Here is a 20,359-nt window from a genome sequence, read left to right as displayed (position 1 = left end):
AAAAAGAAACGACACTCCAAAAATCTCTCTAGCAAAATATTACTAATACAAATTAGTTAATAATCTCGACTCTGATTCCGATATAAAAGATATTAATCGATTGTAAGGGAGAGAAATATTTTGCAGATTACTAATCATCTTCCTGGAACTCAAATAAAATCTACGGAAATCCCTCTAGAACTTAAGCAAGGTGAAATACATCGCGCTCAAATAAAAGAACGTTTATCAGATTCAGAAGCTGTTTTGCAAATAAAAGGAAAAGACGTAACAGTTAAATTCGAGAACGGTGTCCCTGCTGACGATCGTGTAACTGTCCAAATAAATGAAAAAAATGATCAAAATGTCAGTGTAAAAACAATTGCGACCGAGGCTACTAAGGTAGACGTTCCCGAACAAGTTAATGATTTAAAAATGATGCAAAGTCTTGGGGTAACAGGGAAAGAGTCCCCACAATTAAAACAAGCAGTTCAGCTTTTATTAGATAAGGGTTTGCCATTAACAAAAGAAGCGGTGGCAGAATTAAAAGTATTTTTTGAAAAAGCTCCAGGCACTTTAGAAACAAAATTAGATACGGTCAAAGCGCTTGGTAATAAAAATCTTGAAGTCACTCAAACACATCTTCGCGCCATTCATGAAGCATTGCACGGTAAACCATTGACGGAAGTGCTAACCAATATCGCGAAGGAAATTGACCCTAACTTTGAGTTTTCAAAAAGTGAACAGCTCATTTTAAAAAGCAATAGCGAAACGATTCAAACGAAAGAACCTGCGAACACAAGCACATCGGTACAACAAGATAACAATCCGAAAGTATCAGCGGAACAGGGAAAAGAATTAATTGAACTATTGAGAAAAAATCGTGAATCGATTCAATCAGAGCCTGATTTACAAAAAGCCATTCAACGAGTAAGAGACGAACTCGTTCGTAATCCTAAGCTTGATCCAAAAATGGCAAGCCAACTTGAAAAAGCAGCTAGTGAAGCTGAAAAACTTCAAGTGATTGGAAAAGATAGACTGCTAGAAGCATTGAAAACAGCTGAAGTTCAGTTAGCTAATCAAGAACAAAAATCAACCCAAGTTCAAGCATCTTCAGCGGCAAGTATAGAAAAGCCACAATCAGAAAAAACACTTCATTCAATAGTAAATGAGCTAAAGAACTCAATTTTAAACGAACCAAATTTACAAAAATCGCTACAAAAGGTAAATGATTTAATCATAAATAACTCCAGGTTCCCGGAAGATTTAAAAAAGAAATTGAGTGAAGATATACAGGAAGTATCTAAATTGCTTAAACAAGGAAGAATCACTACTGGAAAAGAAACGTTGACTCAAGCATTAAATAGTGTCGAAAGCGAACTGCAAGTGGTGGAGGTAAAAGGTACATCACAGGATATTAAAATAAGTGAAGTTGTAAAACAACTAAAGGAAACTGCCCAACGAGAACCAAATATCCAAAAAGCAGTTGACCAAGTTCGAGAGCAAGTCATTAACAATCCAAAAATTGACCGAGAAGTGGCACAAAAAGTAGAGCGAGCCTTAACGGAAGTTCGCCAACTCAACCAAATCGGTCAAATCGAAGCAGGTCGTACCCGCCTTGTCCAGGCACTAACTGAAGCGGAAGAAATCTTAAAGCAAGTAGAAGCCCGTCAACAAACAAACCAAACACGCCCAACGGAACAAGCCGCAAGCGACGATGTGAAACAAGTAAAGGAATCCGTCCAACGCGAACCAAATATCCAAAAAGCGGTTGACCAAGTCCGAGATCAAGTCGTTAACAATCCAAAAGTTGACCGAGAAGTAGCAAAAAAGATAGAACGGGCCTTAACGGAAGTTCGCCAACTCAACCAAATCGGTCAAAACGAGGCTGGACGTACGCGCCTCGTCCAAGCACTATCTGAAGCGGAAGAAACCTTAAGGCAAGTGGAAGCCCGTCCACAAACAAACCAAACACGCCCGACGGAACAAGCCGCAAGCGATGCTGTGAAACAAGTAAAGGAATCCGTCCAACGAGAACCAAATATCCCAAAAGCGGTTGACCAAGTCCGAAATCAAGTTGTCAACAATCCAAAAGTCGACCGAGAAGTAGCAAAAAAGATAGAACGGGCCTTAACGGAAGTTCGCCAACTCAACCAAATCGGTCAAACCGAAGCAGGCAAAGCCCGCCTTGTCCAAGCACTAACTGAAGCGGAAGAAACTTTAAATCAAGTAGAAGCACGTCAACAAACAAACCAAACACGCACGACGGAACAACCAGCAAGCGACGTCGTGAAACAAGTAAAGGAATCCGTCCAACGCGAACCGAATATCCAAAAAGCAGTTGACCAAGTCCGAGATCAAGTCATTAACAACCCAAAAGTTGATCGTGAAGTGGCACAAAAAATAGAGAAGTCATTAACGGAAGTCCGCCAGCTTAACCAAATCGGTCAAACCGAAGCTGGTCGTACGCGTCTTGTCCAAGCTCTAACCGAAGCGGAAGAAACCTTAAAACAAGTAGAAGCACGTCAACAAAAGAACCAAACACGTCCGACGGAACAACCAGCAAGCGACGTTCTGAAACAAGCAAAAGAATCCGTCCAACGAGAACCAAATATCCAAAAAGCGGTTGACCAAGTCCGAGATCAACTTGTCAACAATCCAAAAGTTGATCGAGAAGTAGCACAAAGAGTAGAGCGGGTCTTAACAGAAGTTCGCCAACTCAACCAAATCGGTCAAACTGAAGCTGGTCGAACCCGTCTTGTCCAAGCTCTAACCGAAGCGGAAGAAACATTGAAACAGGTAGAAGCACGTCAACAAACGAACCAAGCACGCCCGACGGAACAAGCCGCAAGCGACGATGTGAAACAAGTAAAGGAATCCGTCCAACGAGAACCAAATGTCCAAAAAGCAGTTGACCAAGTCCGAGAGCAAGTCGTTAACAATCCAAAAGTCGACCGAGAAGTAGCGCAAAAAGTAGAACGAGTCTTGGCAGAAGTTCGCCAACTCAACCAAATCGGTCAAACCGAAGCAGGTCGTACCCGCCTCGTCCAAGCACTAACGGAAGCGGAAGAAACCTTAAAACAAGTAGAAGCACGTCAACAAACAAACCAAACACGCCCGACGGAACAAGCCGCAAGCGAAGTTGTGAAACAAGTAAAGGAATCTGTCCAACGCGAACCAAATATCCCAAAAGCGGTTGACCAAATCCGAGAGCAAGTCGTAAACAATCCAAAAGTCGACCGAGAAGTAGCACAAAAAGTAGAGCGGGCTTTAACGGAAGTGCGCCAACTCAACCAAATCGGTCAAACCGAAGCAGGCAAAGCGCGCCTCATCCAAGCTCTAACCGAAGCAGAAGAAACATTAAAGCAAGTGGAAACGCGGCGACAGCCGAACCAAACTCGACCATCAGAACAAACAGATACACGCCAACAAACAAACCAAGCACGACCAGAACAACCAGCACAAAATTCTCAATCACCATCCGAGCAGCAAAAACAAAGTGAAACATTAAAACAAGTTCGCAACCAAATACAATTAGAGCCTAACCTTCAGAATGTTATTGGAAAGCTTAAGGAACATTTAGCAGCGAACAAAAGTATTGACCCGGAAATTGTGCGCAATATCGAAAAAATGATCAATCAGGCAAACCAACTTGATCAATCTGGTCGGGATCGATTAACAAAAATACTCCAACAAACGGAGCAAATTTTAAATCAAAATGTCGCAAAGCAACCTAATGCATCACAAGATAGTACTCAGAAAGCAGAAGTACAAAGTTCATTACAGAACAGACTGGCCAATCTTCAGTCAATCGAACAAATCGAAAAAAAACCAAGCGAACTCTTAAAAGAGGCTTTAAAAACGATACAAAACGAACCAAATTTAGAAAAAGCGTTAGAACAAGTGAAAAAAGAACTCACTTCAAACCCGAATATCGATCTTGGTAAACTTTCAAAAGTAGAAAAAGCACTTGACCATGCTGCGGAGCTACAACAAAAGGGTCGTGAAATTGCTGCTCGCCAGCAAGTGGCAGGAGCCCTAACCGATTTAGAAAAGGAACTTGCAAGCACTGAATCAAGTGCACAGACACAACAGATTTCACAAGATTCTGCAACTCAGTATGACATCAATGAGCTGCTGCAACCGTTACAAATCCAATCGAAAGATATTTTAGTAACAAAGGTCTCTCAGAAACTAGCGGAAGCCACACATGAATTTAGAGAGTTAAAACGGGAAATTAGCCGTAACTTAGACACGGTTCAAAGACTAGTGGAAACTTTTAAACGAAATGCTTACCCTCAAGTGAAACCAATGCTAGAAGCGACGATTAGTAAATTAGACAATGCGATTTTAAAAAGCGACATGATGCTGTTTACTGATATGACAACCGAGAAACAACTGATGCAGGCAAGTACCCAATTAGCTCAGGCTAAAAAGCATCTAGCTAAAGGCGAACATTCAGAAGCAGTGAAAATTGTTCAAGACGTAAAATCATTAGTGGATAAAATCTTATTTAAACCGTCAGAGCAAAAAATTATGCACTATGTAAATAAAGAAAGCTTGGCTCTTGAAGAGATGGAGCCTTCTAAAAAGCTGCTAAGCCAATTTAATGAAACAACACAATCATTTGTTAGACAGGAACCAACTGCCAGAAATATGTTTGAAATGGTTCGATCACTTGGTTTAAATCATGATAACGAATTAGCCAATTCACTCGTCTTTCAAAAAGGAGAGCAATCCTCCCAACAGGAGCAACAACAGCAACACAATTTGAAAGAGGCGCTTCTAAAACTAACACAGGGCGAGGAAACCAACGGAAGAGTAGCTCAACAGGCTGAGCAAGCCTTAAACAACCTAACTGGCCAACAATTATTAAGTAAATCGGATTCCAATGGGAGCATGCAAAATATGTTTTTCAATTTGCCTATGTTGCTTGGAGGAAAACCAGAAAACGTTCAAGTATTCGTAAACTCGAAAAATGAAGGCGAACAAGTAGATTGGGAGAATTGCAACTTGTACTTCTTACTAGAAACAAAAAAACTTGGCGACGTTGGCATTTTGCTTAACTCAACGGACAGAAATTTATCGATCACAATCAAGAACGACAAACCTGGCTTTAAGGAAAAGATGCAACCAGTTGCTATGATCGCAAAAGAAAAGCTACAGGAAATTGGCTACAATATCCATAGCATTCATTTTGCGAAAATGACAGTTAAAAATCAAAACGTTGAAAAACAAAATAATTCTGATACCCAATCAAACGCAAAACCAATCCGGCCAGTCTTCACTGAGAAGGGAATGGACTACAAAATATGAGTTATACGAAATTTTATAATCAAAAAAAACGTAAAGAAATCAACGGTCCTTCCGCAGCAGTCATTAAATATGACGAGAAAACTGGAAAATCACCTACGATTGTCGCTCAAGGAAAAGGTCAAGTAGCCCAACAAATTATTGAACTAGCGAAGAAAAATAACATTCATATGCAAGAAGACTCATCTTTAGTTGCAAACCTACTAGATATGGACTTGGGGGACAATATCCCCCCTCAGCTTTACTCAGTGATGGCGGAAATTTTGCTGCTCATTGAGGAAATGGAAAAAAACTATTAAAAAAAATATTAAACACTTTAAATAATAGACCGATAAAAGAAACAGATGATTAAATTGGAGGTGCAAATACTTGACTAGTATTTTCACAGAATCAGCCATCCATCAAAAATCTCCTCAAGAAATAACAGCGCTTTTATATGAAGCTTGTTTAACAGATTTAGAGGAAGCAATCGAAGATATTAATAATAAAGATTATGTTATAGCAAATAAGAAACTACAAAACGCAAACGATATTTTACATCGTTTGGGAGCAGGCCTTAATTATGATGCTGGAATCATAGCCGATCAGTTAGACATGCTTTACAACTATATGGCGGATAAAATTGTTGAGGCAAATTTTAAAAAAGATACCTCAATCATTAAAGAAGTCATTCAATCACTTCAAGAAATAACAATCGCATGGAATCAGGCGATGAAGAATAAAACAGCTGACCCTTCTGTTGGAATTAGAAAAAAGGCAATGGCCTACGAAAAAAATGTTTTACTAGATAATAACTAAATTTCAAATAGAATATAGACCAAAAGGAGCAGAAACATGAAAATTAATCATAATATCCAAGCGTTAAACGCCTACCGCAACCTTTACCAAAATCAATTCAACACTTCCAAAAACTTAGAAAGATTATCTTCAGGTCTACGTATCAACCGTGCAGCAGACGATGCAGCAGGTCTTGCGATCTCTGAAAAAATGCGCTCCCAAATCCGCGGTCTAAAACAAGCAGAAAGAAACTCACTTGACGGAGTATCATTAATGCAAGTGGCAGAAGGTGCAATGACAGAAGTTCACTCCATGCTGCAACGTATGCGTGAATTATCTGTTCAAGCAGCGAATGATACGAATACTACATCTGACAGAGACGCTATTCAATTAGAAATCAATCAATTACTTAAAGAGATTGATAGTATTGCAGCAAAAACGGAGTTCAACACACGTAAATTATTAGATGGTTCAAGTGCGGCGGATACGCAATACTTAACAGGTGAACAGGCTAAAACAAATATTAAGAATGTGCCAAATGTAACGGATCCATCATTAGAAACAGGGCAATATGCCATCACATTAACGAGTGGAAGTATCGTTAATACATTAAATCAACCTGGTGCAGGGGTAAATGATGCATCTGTAATCACAGTTAATAGTGTAAGCGGCTCAAACTTAAGTTTTGGTGAATATACAATTGTTGTAACTAATTATGACGATACAACAAAAAGTGCAACCATTGAGGTTCTAAATCCAGACGGTTTCTCAGTAGGTTCAAAGGCTGAAAAAATTGGTGTTTCTGGTAATTCTACCTTAACGATCGGAACAAAAACAGGGGAAAAAGTTACGATTAACACTACCTTAATAACTGGAAATGGAACTGCTAAAGTACAAATTGAAGGGAAAATGAAGGTAGCCGTATCCCGCGCTGTTGATCCTGCAAATTCATCGTCCACTCTTGAACCAATTACATTCGAAAAAGAGATTACAAGTAGAAATGGTGTCATAACCCATGGTGGATTGGAAATTAAAGTTGGGGTTAACGTTGATGCTCCAAGCACAGCTGCAGGAAGCACATCTAGATTCCAATTAACAAATAAAGCACTTGCTTTCCAAATTGGTGCAAATACTGGACAAAATCTAAATATTGACGTACCACAATTAAGTACTGTGAAGCTTGGTATTGAAGACATCAATGTCCTTGACCATAAATCAGCTAACGATGCAGTCTTTAGACTTGAAAAAGCAATCAATCAAATTTCTGCAACCCGTTCTAAACTTGGAGCAACACAAAACCGTTTAGAGCATACAATTAATAACCTGCAAGTAACAAATGAAAACTTAACAGCTGCGGAATCACGTATCCGTGATGCTGACATGGCTCTTGAAATGACTGAGTTCACAAAGAATAATATTCTTAATCAGTCTGCACAAGCAATGCTTGCTCAAGCGAACCAATTACCACAAGGTGTTCTTCAATTATTACAACGTTAATTTTTAGTAAAAGAGGCAAGTCCTGAAAATTTGGGACTTGCCTCTATCTTTAATGAAATTTGTGATAAAATGAAAATAAATTAGCACTTAAAAGGTGGGAAGTGCATGGAAGTTCAAAAGGTTGGGAAAATAGGTGTTGACAGAGTAAAAGGAAAAGAAAATGTTCCAGCAGAAAGTATTTCTTTTCAAGAGGTCATGTCAAAAAATCGCCAACAAACTGTCTATGAAAAACTTACTCAGTTTGTTCAGAAAATAGAAGATCAAGGAAAAAAACTTTCGGAGAACCGAACAGTAGATGAACTCCGTAAATATAAGAAAATGGTAAAAGATTTTATGGAGGAAGCTGTACAAAACGGCTTGCAGTTAGAGGAGCAAAGGGGCTTCAATCGACGTGGTCGGACTAAGGTGTACAAAATTGTAAAAGAAGTGGACAAAAAACTAATCGACTTGACCAACATGGTTCTTGACAAGGAGAAAAAAGGTTTAGATATTTTGGGGACGGTTGGGGAAATTAAAGGTTTATTAATAAATATGTATACGTAAGGACTACTAGAGAATAATTTAGTAGTTCTTTTTGTATTATTTTAGCTTTAATCATAATTCAACCTAAACTATTCGTTTTTTTTTCCGATATTAAGAATAAGAAGAATGATAATTAAGTGATCGAATGTGTTCGGATCCGTAAAGATAATTATCGAATACTGAGGTGAATAACGTGAAGATTAATCATATAGGTCGGCTAAATGTCAATCCTTACAATAAACAAATGGAAAAAATGGAAAAGACAGAGAAAGCAGTTCGTAAAGATAAGATTGAAATTTCTACTGAAGCACTTGAACTTCAAAAAATGGGAGATTTCGATGTAGAGCGTCAAGAAAAAATCGAAGCATTAAGGCAAAAGGTTAACTCTGGTGAATATGAGATTAATGCTAAAGAGGTTGCTAAAAAGATGTATTCCTATTGGAGTGAATTGATCTAGGAGGGTTTCGATTGTCTACAGAACCTTTAATTCAAGCATTAGATGAAATGATTCGCTTGCATAAAAGTTTACACCAACTTGCTAAGAATAAAACGGATATAGTCATTAAGGGTGAAATAGTAGCTTTACAGTCTTTGTTAAAAGAAGAAAGTAAGCATGTTCAAGCAATCAAAAAAACAGAAGCAGAAATACAAGAATTGATTAAGCATCTTCAAACCGATAACAAAATATATGATCAATACAACTTAAATACACTCATTGAACTAGCTGATGCAGATGAAAAAGCTGTGTTAATTAGTTTAAAGAACGAATTAACACAACAAATCAATTTGGTTAATGAACAAAATAAAGTCAATCAGCAATTATTAGAGCAATCCTTACAATTTGTTAATGCTTCATTAGATATATTAATTCCTGATACAGATTCCTTTAATTACGACCCAAATGAACGACCGCTGGAACAAAAGGGTCGCTCTATTTTTGACTCAAAGGCATAACGGAGGTATAAAAGAATGATTTCTACTTTTCATGGTTTAGAAGTAGCTAGACGAGGGATGATGGCCCAGCAATCAGCATTATATACAACAGGGCATAACCTCGCTAATGCAAATACACCAGGATACACAAGACAACGGGTGAATTTCACGCAAACGACGCCATATCCTGCTGCCTCTATGAATCGCCCACAAATTCCTGGACAAATGGGTACAGGGGTAATGGCTTCTGACATTCAAAGAATACGTGATAATTTTGTTGATATGCAATTTCAGACAGAAAGCAGTAAATTAGGTTACTGGCAGGCAAAATCAGAAATGCTATCCCAAATGGAAGGGATCATGAACGAACCTTCTGACACTGGGTTAGCTCATTCTTTGGACGAGTTTTGGAACTCTTTACAAGACTTAGCGGTACAACCGCAGAATGATGGAGCAAGACGTGTTGTTCGTGAACGTGGGATTTCACTAGCAAATACATTTAACTATACGTACGACTCATTGAAGGCGATTCAAAAGGATTATCGCAAAGAAATAGATGTCACTGGGCAAAGAGTTAACTCGCTTTTACGACAAATCAATCAGGTGAATCAACAGGTTGCTTCGATTGAACCCCATGGATATTTGCCGAATGATTTGTATGATGAACGAGATCGATTAGTAGATGAGTTATCTTCATTAGTTAATATAAAAGTTGATAGAAAACCGAGTGGTGGGATGGCTTCTGCCAATGCAGAAGGGTTACTTGATATCTCTTTAACAACTCCACAAGGGGATGTATTAAAAGATTCTACCGGAAAACCTATTAAACTCATTGATTCCAAACTAAACGGTGGAACGGCATATGGAATTCACATTCAATACGAAAATCGTACAGACCAGGATAGCCCTGTTGAAAAGATTAAATTTTTTGAATTAGAAACGAATAAAAGTGGCTTTGTTGGCATCGCAACTGATACAGAGGCGGACCAAATAGAACTTGGAGATTCTGATACGAAGGATCCAATTTATGTACTAAATGATTTCGCAGCTTTTAACACAAACGGTCGATTAAAAGGCTTTATCGAAGGCTACGGCTATAAAGCAGGCGGAGAAACAAAAGGTACCTATAATGATATGTTAGCGGAATTAGATCAAATGGTTTTTACGTTTGCTAACCATTTTAACGAAGTCCACAAAGCGGGTTGGAGTTTAAATGAAATTCGAAATGGTGCTCAAGATGACAAAAATTTCTTTGATCTAAATGGAGCCACTGAGACAAGCTTTAAAGGTATCGCGGGAAAAATAAAAGTAGACGACGCTATTATTAAAGATGTACAAAATATAGCTGCCGCAGCGGAAGGAAATGTTCTAGCAGGAACCTTTTCACGTGTACCAAATCAAGTTCAAACCTCAACTGTAGGGAATCCTATTTTCACAGGAATATATAAATCTACGGAGGCTCCGTTAGCATGGAAAGATGCAAAGACGATTGAGATGAATGTGAAGTTTGATAGTGGTAATTGGCAATACCAAATGATTGCTAAGAAAGAGGACGGAACGGTATTGGGAACGTATCCAGCAACTGCAGGAACGTTTGAAAACTTCCCATCATCGACTGACAAAGTTATCGAAAAATTCGGCGTTAAAATAGATATTTCTAATGTTTCTACTAAAACAGCTGGTGATACATGGACTACTTCTTTTAAAGCAGAAGGTGTTAAGTCCAGTGATGAAGCCTTCATTGGAAACGGTTCAAACGCCCTAAAACTAGCCAATGTAAAAGATGCTGTCTTAAGCTATGGCGGAAATTTAACGAGCATCCAAACCTTCTATCAAGGAATGATTGGTAGATTAGGAGACAGTGCCTCTGAGTCCAATCGTATGGAAAATACGGCAGGTGTGTTAAGGGATTCTGTTGAACAACGAAGAATGTCTATTAGTAGCGTTTCACTAGATGAAGAAATGACCAATATGATTAAATTTCAGCATGCCTACAATGCTGCAGCTCGAAATATCACCTTGGTTGATGAGATGTTAGATAAAATTATTAATGGTATGGGTTTAGTAGGCAGATAAGGTAGGTGAGTGAATATGCGAGTAACGCAATCGATGCTATCAAATAGCAATTTGAAATATATTAGTCAAAATTACAACCGATTAGGTTCACTTCAAGATCAAATTAATTCAGGTAAAAAAATTACAAAGCCTTCTGATGATCCTGTTATCGCTATGAAGGGGATGCGTTTCCGTAGCCAAGTTGTTGAGGTTGAACAATTTAAGCGTAACCTAAATGAAGGCTTTAGCTGGATGGACAATTCGGACTCTGCTCTTGATGAAGCTGGACAAGTGATTCAGCGGATCAGGGAGCTAACTGTTCAAGCATCAAATGATAGTTACGATGCGAATGCGCGTCAAAATATTTCCAAAGAGATTGATCGATTACAAGAACATTTAGTTGCACTTGCTAATTCAAAAGTTGGGGACAATTATATTTTTAATGGAACAGATACATCCAATGCTCCTATAAACGCAAACCAGATGAATATGGATTTCACAAAATTTGTTGACGGTTTAAAAACAACACCGGCCACTTCCATTCCTAGCGACTACGTCATTAGTTATCAAGGGGAAACGTATAAATATAATAGTGGAACAACATTTAAGACTAATACTGGTAATACAATTTCAATTGATCTTAGTACAGGCGCTATTAATCACGAGTATAAAGAAAAGCTTAAATATCAAGATGGACAAGAAGCGACAGTTAAAGAAACAATAAGTAGCGCAGACTTAGTACTTTCTAAAAATACAGCCGTTTCTACCAACACTGAAAACGTTGAAATTGAAGTCATGAAAGGTGTTACGATTCCGATAAACATTAGAGCACAGGATGCTTTTTCGAATGATTTATTTAGCGGAATTGAATCGATCAAAAAAATGCTAAATAATCCAACAACAAGAGGGGAAGATATTTCAAAAGCATTAGATTCCCTTGATGGTATGATGAATAATGTAGTAGCAACAAGAGCAGAGCTTGGGGCCCAAGTGAATCGAACAGAGATGGTTCAAAACCGACTTCTTCACCAAGAGGTTGTCGCGAAAAAAACCGTTTCCGATAATGAAGATATCGACTTTGAAAAAGCCATTATCGACCTAACAGTTCAAGAAAGTATTCATCGTGCTGCTCTAGCAATGGGTGCAAGAATCATCCAGCCAACATTAATGGACTTTTTACGTTAAGCTATTCCAATATGGGATAGCTTTTTTCTAAAGAAGTTTGAATAAAGGATTTACTTCGTTAAAATAGAGATAAAGATTAAAACGAAGGGGAGTGAAAGCATGCAGCTTCCTCGTCTAGAAATTACAAATACCAACGCCATTTTAGGACTAACCCAACATAGAACGAAAATTGAAATCAAACAACCAATGGCTGAAGTGAAAATGAATCAACCACAGCCAGAAGTGGAAATGTACACCTCAAATAGTAAATTAGAAATCGACCAAACAGAAGCGTTTGCAGATGCAAACCTAAAAACCGCTTTTCGAAACATAGAAGAATGGGTAGCAAGATCAAAGCGGAAAATAAGTCAAAACATTGCTGAAGAGGTAAGTGAAGGAAATAAGTTAATGAGTATCGAACATCAAAGAGAAACCGTCATTCCACAAATAGCAAAGCAAGAAAGTGAAACACCTCCAGCAGAAATCGATTTTGGAAACATGCCTAAATCAGCTAACAGCATAAAATTTCACTATCAACCATCTGAGATAAAAATAAAAGTAAATACTGAAAACCTTAAAGTAGACGTTAAAACTCATGATCCTATTATTAAATTCAATCCAGGAGACCTCCAAATCTATTTAAAGCAAAAAGCATCCATACATATAAAAGCAATCGGAACATTTGTTGATCAAAAAATATAACAGAAAACGGTGAACGAAATGAAAATCCAAACGAAATACCACGGTGAAGTTCAAATCGATGAATCAAAAATCATCCATTTTCACCAAGGCATCCCAAGCTTCCTTGACGAACAGCAATTTTTTATCCTTCCATTCGCAGATGAAGGTCCATTCTTAATTATGCAATCAGTCCAAACACCAAGTCTCGCATTCGTCATTGTTAGTCCATTTGACTTTTTCAAAGCTTACTCAGTCAAACTTACTGACCAAGTCATCGAATCACTTGAAATTGAAAATCAAGAAGATATCGTCATCTTTACCATCCTAACTATCCAAGAACCATTCCAAAACACAACCGCAAACCTACAAGGCCCAATCGTCATCAATGATGCGAATAAACTAGGCAAACAAGTCATCTTAAGCGATTCACCATATCGAACAAAGCATCTTTTAACAAGCACTTTAACCTCTGTAGGTAAGGAGGGGTAAAGGATGCTCGTATTAACTCGCAAATTAAACCAAGCCATTCAAATCGGCGACAACATCGAAATTAAAATCCTTGCCGTAGAAGGTGAACAAATCAAAATCGGCATCGAAGCACCAAAGAATATCGAAATCCATCGCAAAGAAATTTATCTAGCTATTCAAGAAGAAAACAACAAAGCAACCAATACACCAATAGACCTACTAAAGCAATTCTCAAATCAATTAAAAAAATAAAAACTTTTTGTAGAAAAACTACTAAACAACTCCAAAAGCATGCCGATATTAAAAATGTAAGGTAGTACCTACTTTAGGCGGCCGACTAAAGTAGGTTACTTAATTATAAAAAACCACATGGATGTGGAACAAACCAATTTCAAGGAGGAAATAAAAATGATTATCAATCATAACTTACAAGCGATGAACTCATATCGCCAACTAGGTGCAAACCAAGCTAGTTCAGCAAAATCTATGGAGAAATTATCTTCTGGATTACGTATTAACCGTGCTGGTGACGATGCTGCGGGTCTAGCAATCTCTGAAAAAATGCGTGGACAAGTACGTGGCTTAAACCAAGCTCAACGTAACTCCCAAGACGCTATTTCTTTAATCCAAACAGCTGAAGGTGCATTAAACGAAACACATTCAATCCTTCAACGTATGCGTGAGCTTGCTACTCAATCTGCGAACGATACAAACACAGATCAAGATCGTAACGAGCTTCAAAAAGAGTTAAACCAATTAACTTCTGAAATCAACCGTATTGGTAACAATACTGAGTTCAACCAAAAGAAACTACTTAATGGTTCTCAATCTTTAGATGCTGGTAGCCGTGTTGCAACTGCTGGTAATACTACTAGTGGGAACGGTTTGCACATGCAAGTTGGAGCAAACTCAAGCCAAAACTTTACAATTGATATATTTGATATGCGTGCAGAAGCATTAGGAGTAGCTTCTTCTAATTCTGGTGGAGATGCAGGTATTGGTGATGTAACAACTGTTACTGGTAGAACAAATGCATGGACAGCTTCTGCAAGTGAAACTTATTATACAGCAAGCGGTGGTTCTACAACTGGCACTGGTGTACTTACAGAAAACGGTACAACAATTAGTGCTGAATTAGTTGCTAAATCAGATAATGCGAAGTTTGCTTCTGGCTCAGCAAACGTTTTAACAGATGCAGGTAATGCTACAGGTGCAAAAGTTGTTGCACTAGACATCCGTAACCATGAAAAAGCTACTGCAGCTATTTCTGTTATCGATGCAGCAATCAACCAAGTATCTGCAGAGCGTTCTAAACTTGGGGCATTCCAAAATCGTTTAGAACACACAATCAGTAACTTAGGTAACTCTTCTGAGAACCTACAAGCTGCTGAGTCTCGTGTACGTGACGTAGACATGGCTAAAGAAATGATGGACTTCACTAAGAACAACATCCTTTCTCAAGCATCTCAAGCAATGCTTGCTCAAGCAAACCAACGTCCACAATCAGTTTTACAATTACTTCAATAATTAATTGAAAGAACCTCAGCGAAATGTTGGGGTTTTTCTATTTTTATTCCATATATGGGTAAATCTAAAGGAAGCAAGTTCAAGATTTTAAAGATAGAAATAACTGAGACATATACAAGAGTGTCTGTGATGAAGCAAAATTGGAATGAGAGGAGGCGCAAAACCTCGATCCTCAGAAATACGAACTTCATACTAGGCTAAATACAATTGATGATTTTACAATTCAAAACAATTTTTATTCCCAAAAGCTTATATATTAATTAAAACAGACAGATAAAGGAAAATACTGAAATCTTAAATGGGGGATCAGATTACTTTCTGGGTACACGTGGTAACCCAACTAACAATAGAAGTTGAATAGTTAGAAGTTAGCAGTGATGGTACCTTAGCTACTCGAAGTAGTAGGGGAGAATAGACAATTATGAAGTATGAGAAACTAAGACTAGGATTATGATACCGTATCTGCCTAATGGAATTACGTTAAGGTGAATGTGGTGAATCCCGCTAGGAACCTCAAAATAGTGAAAAAATAAAGAGAGTAATTCAATGTTCAAATTGAAATAGGATATATTTGTTAATTGATTTAAATAATTCTTAATACTTAGAAACCCATATACTACCTAGTCGTTTGATGTAAACTATTGTTGAGTTATGTCGATAATATAAATAAGAAATGACGGAGGGATATATTATGATTCTAACTATATTAGATAAAAGCTATACCTATGAAAATAGTGAAAAAGGTGCTCAGGAATTAATTGAATTGGTTTCCCATATACTTGATGGTGAAAAATTACACCTCAGTCATTTTGTTATAAATGGACAAGAAATATATGAAAAATTTGAAGATTATATTTGGGATAACATTACTAACATTAACGAAATAAAAATAATTGTTTGCTCAATTAAAGAGTTTGTAGGTAGCTTATTGGTTTCGCTAAACACTTATTTGAATCGAGCTATTCCTGAAGTGAAAATACTAATAAATGATTTTTATCAAACACCCTCTAATCAAAGTTGGTTAAGTTTAAATCAACTATTGGAAGGAGTAGATTGGATTTATCAAACTATAAAAAGTATTGATAAAACAGAACACAATATTTTGGGTTGGGATGAATTTATTAAAAATGCAGCAAGATTTGAGATCGAACTTCCTAATTTACTTGAAGCACTAGAAGTCAAAGATTCAATACTAATTGCAGATATTATTCAATATGAGCTATTACCACAATTTCAATTGATATATGTACAAACAGAGAAAATTTTTGAAGAAAAATTAATATTAAAGTAGGCGAAACAATGAAAGTAAGTATTTATTCTCAAAAGAAAATTTTAATTATTGGTGGGACAGGTACAATTGGTCGTTATTTGACTGAAGAGTTACTATTGCATAATCCAAGTGTGATAAGAATTTTTAGTAGAGATGAATATAAACAATTCGAAATGCAACAGGAATTACGTGAATACACAAATATTAGATACTTAATTGGTGACATAAGAGATGAAAAACGGTTATTACGTGCGATGGAGGATATTGATTTTGTTTTTCATCTTGCAGCAATGAAGCATGTGCCTTCATGTGAATATAATCCATTTGAGGCTGTAAAAACAAACGTATTAGGTACACAAAATGTTATTCAAGCAGCAATATCTGCAGGTGTAAAACGAGTTTTATTTACAAGTACTGATAAAGCTATTGCTCCAACAAATACTTATGGTGCAACTAAACTAACAGCTGAGAGACTAATATCTTCTGCAGAATATCAAAAAGGACCTAAACAGACAATTTTTAGTTCAGTAAGATTTGGGAATGTTATGGGGTCAAGAGGATCAGTAATCCCACTTTTTAGAAAACAAATTATAGAAAACAGAATGGTTACTGTAACTGATAAAAATATGCTCAGGTATATGATGACCCCATCTCAAGCAATAGCTTTAATGCTAGAAGCGAACGAAATGGCTTATGGCGGTGAAGTTTTTGTTTTGAAAATGCCTGTAATAAAACTGAGTCATCTTATAGATGTATTAATTCAAGAGGTAACTATAAGAAATTCTATAAAAGATGAAATCGAGATAATGCAAATTGGCCTACGACCTGGAGAAAAAATGTATGAAGAACTAATGACGGAAGATGAGATTAGAATAGCACTTGAGACAAAAAATATGTACATTATTAATGCGCCTTTTGCAAGTTTTCGGAAATATAAACACGCCTACCCTATTAAGGAAATACCAGTTGTTTCAGAAGAACATGTAATTGGAAAAAACACTCTAAGAAATTGGATTTCACAAGAAAATTTACTTGGTGAATAAAGTAGTTTAAGTTAGGTATTTTCAAAATCTGTATTATAAAATTAATTTTCTAGGGTTTTATTTAAACATTAATCTTTTTCATAATAGTTTAGTTTTTGGAAAATTTTAAAAATTGTTTTCTTATATTTTTAAATAAGATAAATGTCATAATTGAAAATACTTTTTTGTAATAGGAATTGTTTTGTTTGGAGTATCTTTGATAACCTGTTAGCAATTAAAGGTGAAATCAAAAATAGTGCTATGGGAAAAAAGGATGGAGCGTTGAGAAGTGTTACTCGAGAATATTAAATTGTTAGGTCAATATGCACAAGATGCATTTAATACGCTGAATAATTATGAACAAAATCGTCAAGAAGCATATTCAGATGTTTTTGAATCAAAATCAGGGCAAAAAACGTTACAAGTATTAGTTAATGGCAGTATGCAATTACTTCATAGTAAGTATGATCCGAAAAATGAAGCAGAAAGATTTATTGCCCAGTTTCGAGATAATATAGATCAGTATGATCATGTTTTATTTTATGGTGTGGGATTGGGTTATCATATTAAAGTTTTTATGACCCAATTTCCTAACTTTACTTTCTCTTTATACGAACCTGAGGTAGAAATTTTTTATCAATTTATGAATTACTTTCATTTGGAGGAACTGCCTCTAGCTCGGTTGAAGGATGTTTTGATAGAAACTTCACGTGAAAAAGGTAAATTATTTATTACATCAAAAATGAATCATATACAGGAAAGAGTTTTAATTGTCACCCTCCCAAGTTATGAAAGAGTATTTAAAGAAAAATTCCAATTATTTTTAGAAGATTTCAAATCAGTTCTAGATTTAAAGAGGAAAAGTCATATTGTAAACAGAAATTTTAGTGCTAGATGGACATTGAATAGTTTATTAAACTTACCAACAACAACTACAACACCTAATATTTTCGATGGTTTCGATTACTGTTTTAAAGATAAACCTCTAGTCATTGTTTCTGCTGGGCCATCCTTAGAAGAGGAATATGATAATCTTAGGTTCATAAAAAATCATAAGTTAGCTTATATCTTTGCGGTGGGTTCAGCAAATCGGGCATTAATTTCCCAAAATATTATTCCAGATGCAGTATGCACATATGATCCGCAGGAACATAACTATAATGTATTTTCCACAATGTATGAAAAAGGTGTAGAAACAGTTCCGATGATATATGGGACAAGTGTAGGATTTGAAACATTAAAGATGTATCAAGGTCCAAAAGTTCATGTAATTATTGATCAAGATACTGTGACACCATTTTATTTTAATAATCAGATTGATTTTTCAAGTAGAGTTGTGCAAGACTCACCTACAATAGCGGCAGTTACATTTCAAATTGCTGCTAAATTAGGTTGTAATCCTATTATTTTTTCAGGACAAAACCTTGGTTTTAAAAATAACCAGTTTTACTCTAAAGATGTAAACTATAATGGCTCAGAACAATTATTAGATAGGGATCGAAGAAGTCTGATTATTATCGAAGATGTTTTGGGTAATAAAATGGAGTCTAATCCCTCATTCATCAATATGAAGGAGAATATTGAGTGGTATATTTCAAAATATCCAAATATTAAAGTATGGAATACAACAAAAGGCGGAGCAGCTATTAAAGGTGCAATTTTCAAATCAATGGAAGATTTAATTACTGATAATTTAACTGAACCTGTTGTTCTTGAAAAATGGTATAAGTCTAATAACAACTATGGGGAAATTAATATAAATGAATCAATAATTAAAATGAACCGTTCTATACTAGAGATTAAAATGCATTTCAAGGAACTAATTAATATTTTGGATACTATACAGAAAAACATAAGAATGAAAAAGGAACAAAAGATTAGTAATAATATTTTAAAGTTTGATAAAGCAATGAAAAAACTGCTTTTAATGGATAGCTATAATGTATTTATTCAGCCAGTCAATAGAGAACATTTTCAGGCCTTAAGCATAAAATCTGCAAATATTCGAAAACAAATAAATGAAATAGAAAAAGGTAAATTAATAATAGAATCGTTTTTACCTTATCTTGAACGTTGCAATAAAACGATAGAACAAATCGAAGGAAGTATTTACAAGATACATCGGTTAATTAATAAAGGAAGACTAATAGAAAATCCTAATAAATTTTATTCAAGTGATTGTGGTTGCTTTCAATACATTGGAGACTGGTCACAACTTAATCTTGGTCCTGGAAAATCGATCGATTATCGAATATTAATGCGTACTTCAAAGAAAAAGGGATCAATAATTAGATTTAAATTTACAGGATCCTTACTTCGTCTATTTGGTTCAAATTATAAAGATAGTTTAGGTGAAATTCAAATAACAATAGACGGCAAATCTGAAGTGATACCACAAAAGAGTATAATGAAAAAAATATCTAAACACTCATATCCATCGGAAGTGTTATTAGAAAAGGTGAATCTTGATAAAAGAGAGCATATTGTAGAAATAAAACTTCAAGGTGATAAATTATTTGAGTTCTCTGGGGCAGAAATAGAAGAAAACGGAAGGATATTACATGTAGACGAAGTACTTAATTTAGAAGACTTAAAAATAGGTAAACGAATACGCTGCTCATATGAAGCGAAATTTAACAAATTTGGTATATTTAGTGGATTGGGTTTAGAAACAAATAAGTTTATTCCAATAGAATCTACTGCTTATCCAAATGGTGATTTTTATTTAATCATGGTTGATAAAATTAAAGGAGAGCGAATATTAATTTCTGATAGGAATATCCAGAACTTTGTTACTTACGACTCTCTTAAAGAAGCTGGTATAACTGGAACAGATGGAAAAGTTATAGGGGATTTCTATAAAACAATGCAGGCAACAATTCGACTATTAACTGGTGGTATTTCAATTTATGACAAATTAAATGAGTGGCATATATATATCGAACATACATCTCATGAGAACATTGATTTTGATATGTTTATGTGGAACTACAATTTTTGTGGATCTTGGACAAATTCTACTTGGGAAGAGAATGAGAATGCAAAGGTAATAAGAGGAGGAGTCGAACTTAGTTTTTGGACTGCAGCTCTTACCTATTCATCCGATAAGGATAAAGGATTCCGTCCACTGATAAAAATTTAAATTCAATGGAGT

15 protein-coding genes and 2 pseudogenes are annotated in these 20,359 nt (G+C 36.0%); all 17 read left to right on the top strand.

The genetic code is table 11. The features are described from left to right. Positions 1 to 120 precede the first annotated feature (120 nt). The 17 genes and pseudogenes from ACFSO7_RS01850 (at position 121) to ACFSO7_RS01770 (ending at position 20,347) form a co-directional block, all read left to right on the top strand. Positions 121 to 5,292 carry a hypothetical protein gene (locus ACFSO7_RS01850; RefSeq protein ID WP_377874818.1) on the top strand — a complete coding sequence of 1,724 codons (5,172 nt, stop codon included), beginning with the start codon at positions 121 to 123 and terminating at the stop codon, positions 5,290 to 5,292. Next, the gene (locus ACFSO7_RS01845) at positions 5,289 to 5,588 is read left to right on the top strand and encodes an EscU/YscU/HrcU family type III secretion system export apparatus switch protein (RefSeq protein ID WP_377874817.1); all 300 of its coding nucleotides are present in this window, start codon (positions 5,289 to 5,291) and stop codon (positions 5,586 to 5,588) included. The genes ACFSO7_RS01850 and ACFSO7_RS01845 overlap by 4 nt, the downstream gene beginning before the upstream one ends. Before the next feature lie 70 nt (positions 5,589 to 5,658). Then, a complete protein-coding gene (gene fliS, locus ACFSO7_RS01840) occupies positions 5,659 to 6,087 on the top strand; it encodes a flagellar export chaperone FliS (RefSeq protein ID WP_377874815.1) in 429 nt (142 codons plus the stop codon). A gap of 36 nt (positions 6,088 to 6,123) precedes the next feature. Next, positions 6,124 to 6,531 (top strand): annotated as a pseudogene (locus tag ACFSO7_RS01835) (flagellin N-terminal helical domain-containing protein); the annotation flags it as partial. Positions 6,532 to 7,311: 780 nt separating this feature from the next. Further along, a pseudogene (locus tag ACFSO7_RS01830) lies at positions 7,312 to 7,563 on the top strand (flagellin); the annotation flags it as partial. Positions 7,564 to 7,668: 105 nt separating this feature from the next. Further along, entirely contained in the window at positions 7,669 to 8,106 is a 438-nt protein-coding gene (locus ACFSO7_RS01825) for a YaaR family protein (RefSeq protein WP_377874814.1), read from the top strand. A 172-nt stretch (positions 8,107 to 8,278) separates the two neighbouring features. Then, positions 8,279 to 8,542 (top strand): flagellar biosynthesis anti-sigma factor FlgM, encoded by a 264-nt coding sequence (gene flgM / locus ACFSO7_RS01820; RefSeq protein ID WP_377874813.1) that lies wholly within the window; start codon positions 8,279 to 8,281, stop codon positions 8,540 to 8,542. 11 nt (positions 8,543 to 8,553) lie between these two features. Next, positions 8,554 to 9,039 carry a flagellar protein FlgN gene (locus ACFSO7_RS01815; protein WP_377874812.1) on the top strand — a complete coding sequence of 162 codons (486 nt, stop codon included), beginning with the start codon at positions 8,554 to 8,556 and terminating at the stop codon, positions 9,037 to 9,039. A 15-nt stretch (positions 9,040 to 9,054) separates the two neighbouring features. Next, entirely contained in the window at positions 9,055 to 11,094 is a 2,040-nt protein-coding gene (flgK, locus tag ACFSO7_RS01810) for a flagellar hook-associated protein FlgK (protein ID WP_377874811.1), read from the top strand. Positions 11,095 to 11,109: 15 nt separating this feature from the next. Further along, on the top strand, positions 11,110 to 12,258 hold the full coding sequence (gene flgL / locus ACFSO7_RS01805; RefSeq protein ID WP_377874810.1) for a flagellar hook-associated protein FlgL: 1,149 nt from the start codon (positions 11,110 to 11,112) through the stop codon (positions 12,256 to 12,258). A gap of 99 nt (positions 12,259 to 12,357) precedes the next feature. Then, positions 12,358 to 12,939, top strand: coding sequence for a DUF6470 family protein (locus tag ACFSO7_RS01800; protein WP_377874808.1), 582 nt, complete (start codon positions 12,358 to 12,360; stop codon positions 12,937 to 12,939). 18 nt (positions 12,940 to 12,957) lie between these two features. After that, positions 12,958 to 13,407 carry a flagellar assembly protein FliW gene (gene fliW, locus ACFSO7_RS01795; protein ID WP_377874806.1) on the top strand — a complete coding sequence of 150 codons (450 nt, stop codon included), beginning with the start codon at positions 12,958 to 12,960 and terminating at the stop codon, positions 13,405 to 13,407. Positions 13,408 to 13,410: 3 nt separating this feature from the next. Continuing rightward, positions 13,411 to 13,638 (top strand): carbon storage regulator CsrA, encoded by a 228-nt coding sequence (gene csrA / locus ACFSO7_RS01790; RefSeq protein ID WP_377874805.1) that lies wholly within the window; start codon positions 13,411 to 13,413, stop codon positions 13,636 to 13,638. Positions 13,639 to 13,794: 156 nt separating this feature from the next. Further along, positions 13,795 to 14,913: a flagellin N-terminal helical domain-containing protein gene (locus ACFSO7_RS01785; protein ID WP_377874803.1), complete on the top strand. Its 1,119-nt coding sequence runs from the start codon at positions 13,795 to 13,797 to the stop codon at positions 14,911 to 14,913. 691 nt (positions 14,914 to 15,604) lie between these two features. Next, complete coding sequence (locus ACFSO7_RS01780; RefSeq protein WP_377874801.1) at positions 15,605 to 16,204, top strand: hypothetical protein; 600 nt, start codon at positions 15,605 to 15,607, stop codon at positions 16,202 to 16,204. Positions 16,205 to 16,212: 8 nt separating this feature from the next. After that, entirely contained in the window at positions 16,213 to 17,226 is a 1,014-nt protein-coding gene (locus ACFSO7_RS01775; RefSeq protein WP_377874799.1) for a polysaccharide biosynthesis protein, read from the top strand. A gap of 268 nt (positions 17,227 to 17,494) precedes the next feature. Next, on the top strand, positions 17,495 to 20,347 hold the full coding sequence (locus ACFSO7_RS01770) for a motility associated factor glycosyltransferase family protein (RefSeq protein ID WP_377874797.1): 2,853 nt from the start codon (positions 17,495 to 17,497) through the stop codon (positions 20,345 to 20,347). Positions 20,348 to 20,359: the final 12 nt, after the last annotated feature.

Origin of the sequence: Bacillus sp. CGMCC 1.16607 (assembly GCF_042683745.1) — a bacterium.
Taxonomy (GTDB): Bacteria; Bacillota; Bacilli; order Bacillales; family Cytobacillaceae; genus Pseudoneobacillus.
The sequence above is the reverse complement of the archived record's forward strand: the minus strand, read 5'-3'. Positions and strand labels throughout refer to the sequence as shown.

Excerpts from the sequence above, each read along its gene's own strand:
- ACFSO7_RS01845 (WP_377874817.1), top strand. The coding sequence starts at position 5,289 with ATGAGTTATACGAAATTTTATAATCAAAAAAAACGTAAAGAAATCAAC.
- ACFSO7_RS01825 (WP_377874814.1), top strand. The coding sequence starts at position 7,669 with ATGGAAGTTCAAAAGGTTGGGAAAATAGGTGTTGACAGAGTAAAAGGA.
- flgK (WP_377874811.1), top strand. The coding sequence starts at position 9,055 with ATGATTTCTACTTTTCATGGTTTAGAAGTAGCTAGACGAGGGATGATG.
- flgL (WP_377874810.1), top strand. The coding sequence starts at position 11,110 with ATGCGAGTAACGCAATCGATGCTATCAAATAGCAATTTGAAATATATT.
- ACFSO7_RS01800 (WP_377874808.1), top strand. The coding sequence starts at position 12,358 with ATGCAGCTTCCTCGTCTAGAAATTACAAATACCAACGCCATTTTAGGA.
- fliW (WP_377874806.1), top strand. The coding sequence starts at position 12,958 with ATGAAAATCCAAACGAAATACCACGGTGAAGTTCAAATCGATGAATCA.
- csrA (WP_377874805.1), top strand. The coding sequence starts at position 13,411 with ATGCTCGTATTAACTCGCAAATTAAACCAAGCCATTCAAATCGGCGAC.
- ACFSO7_RS01785 (WP_377874803.1), top strand. The coding sequence starts at position 13,795 with ATGATTATCAATCATAACTTACAAGCGATGAACTCATATCGCCAACTA.
- ACFSO7_RS01780 (WP_377874801.1), top strand. The coding sequence starts at position 15,605 with ATGATTCTAACTATATTAGATAAAAGCTATACCTATGAAAATAGTGAA.
- ACFSO7_RS01775 (WP_377874799.1), top strand. The coding sequence starts at position 16,213 with ATGAAAGTAAGTATTTATTCTCAAAAGAAAATTTTAATTATTGGTGGG.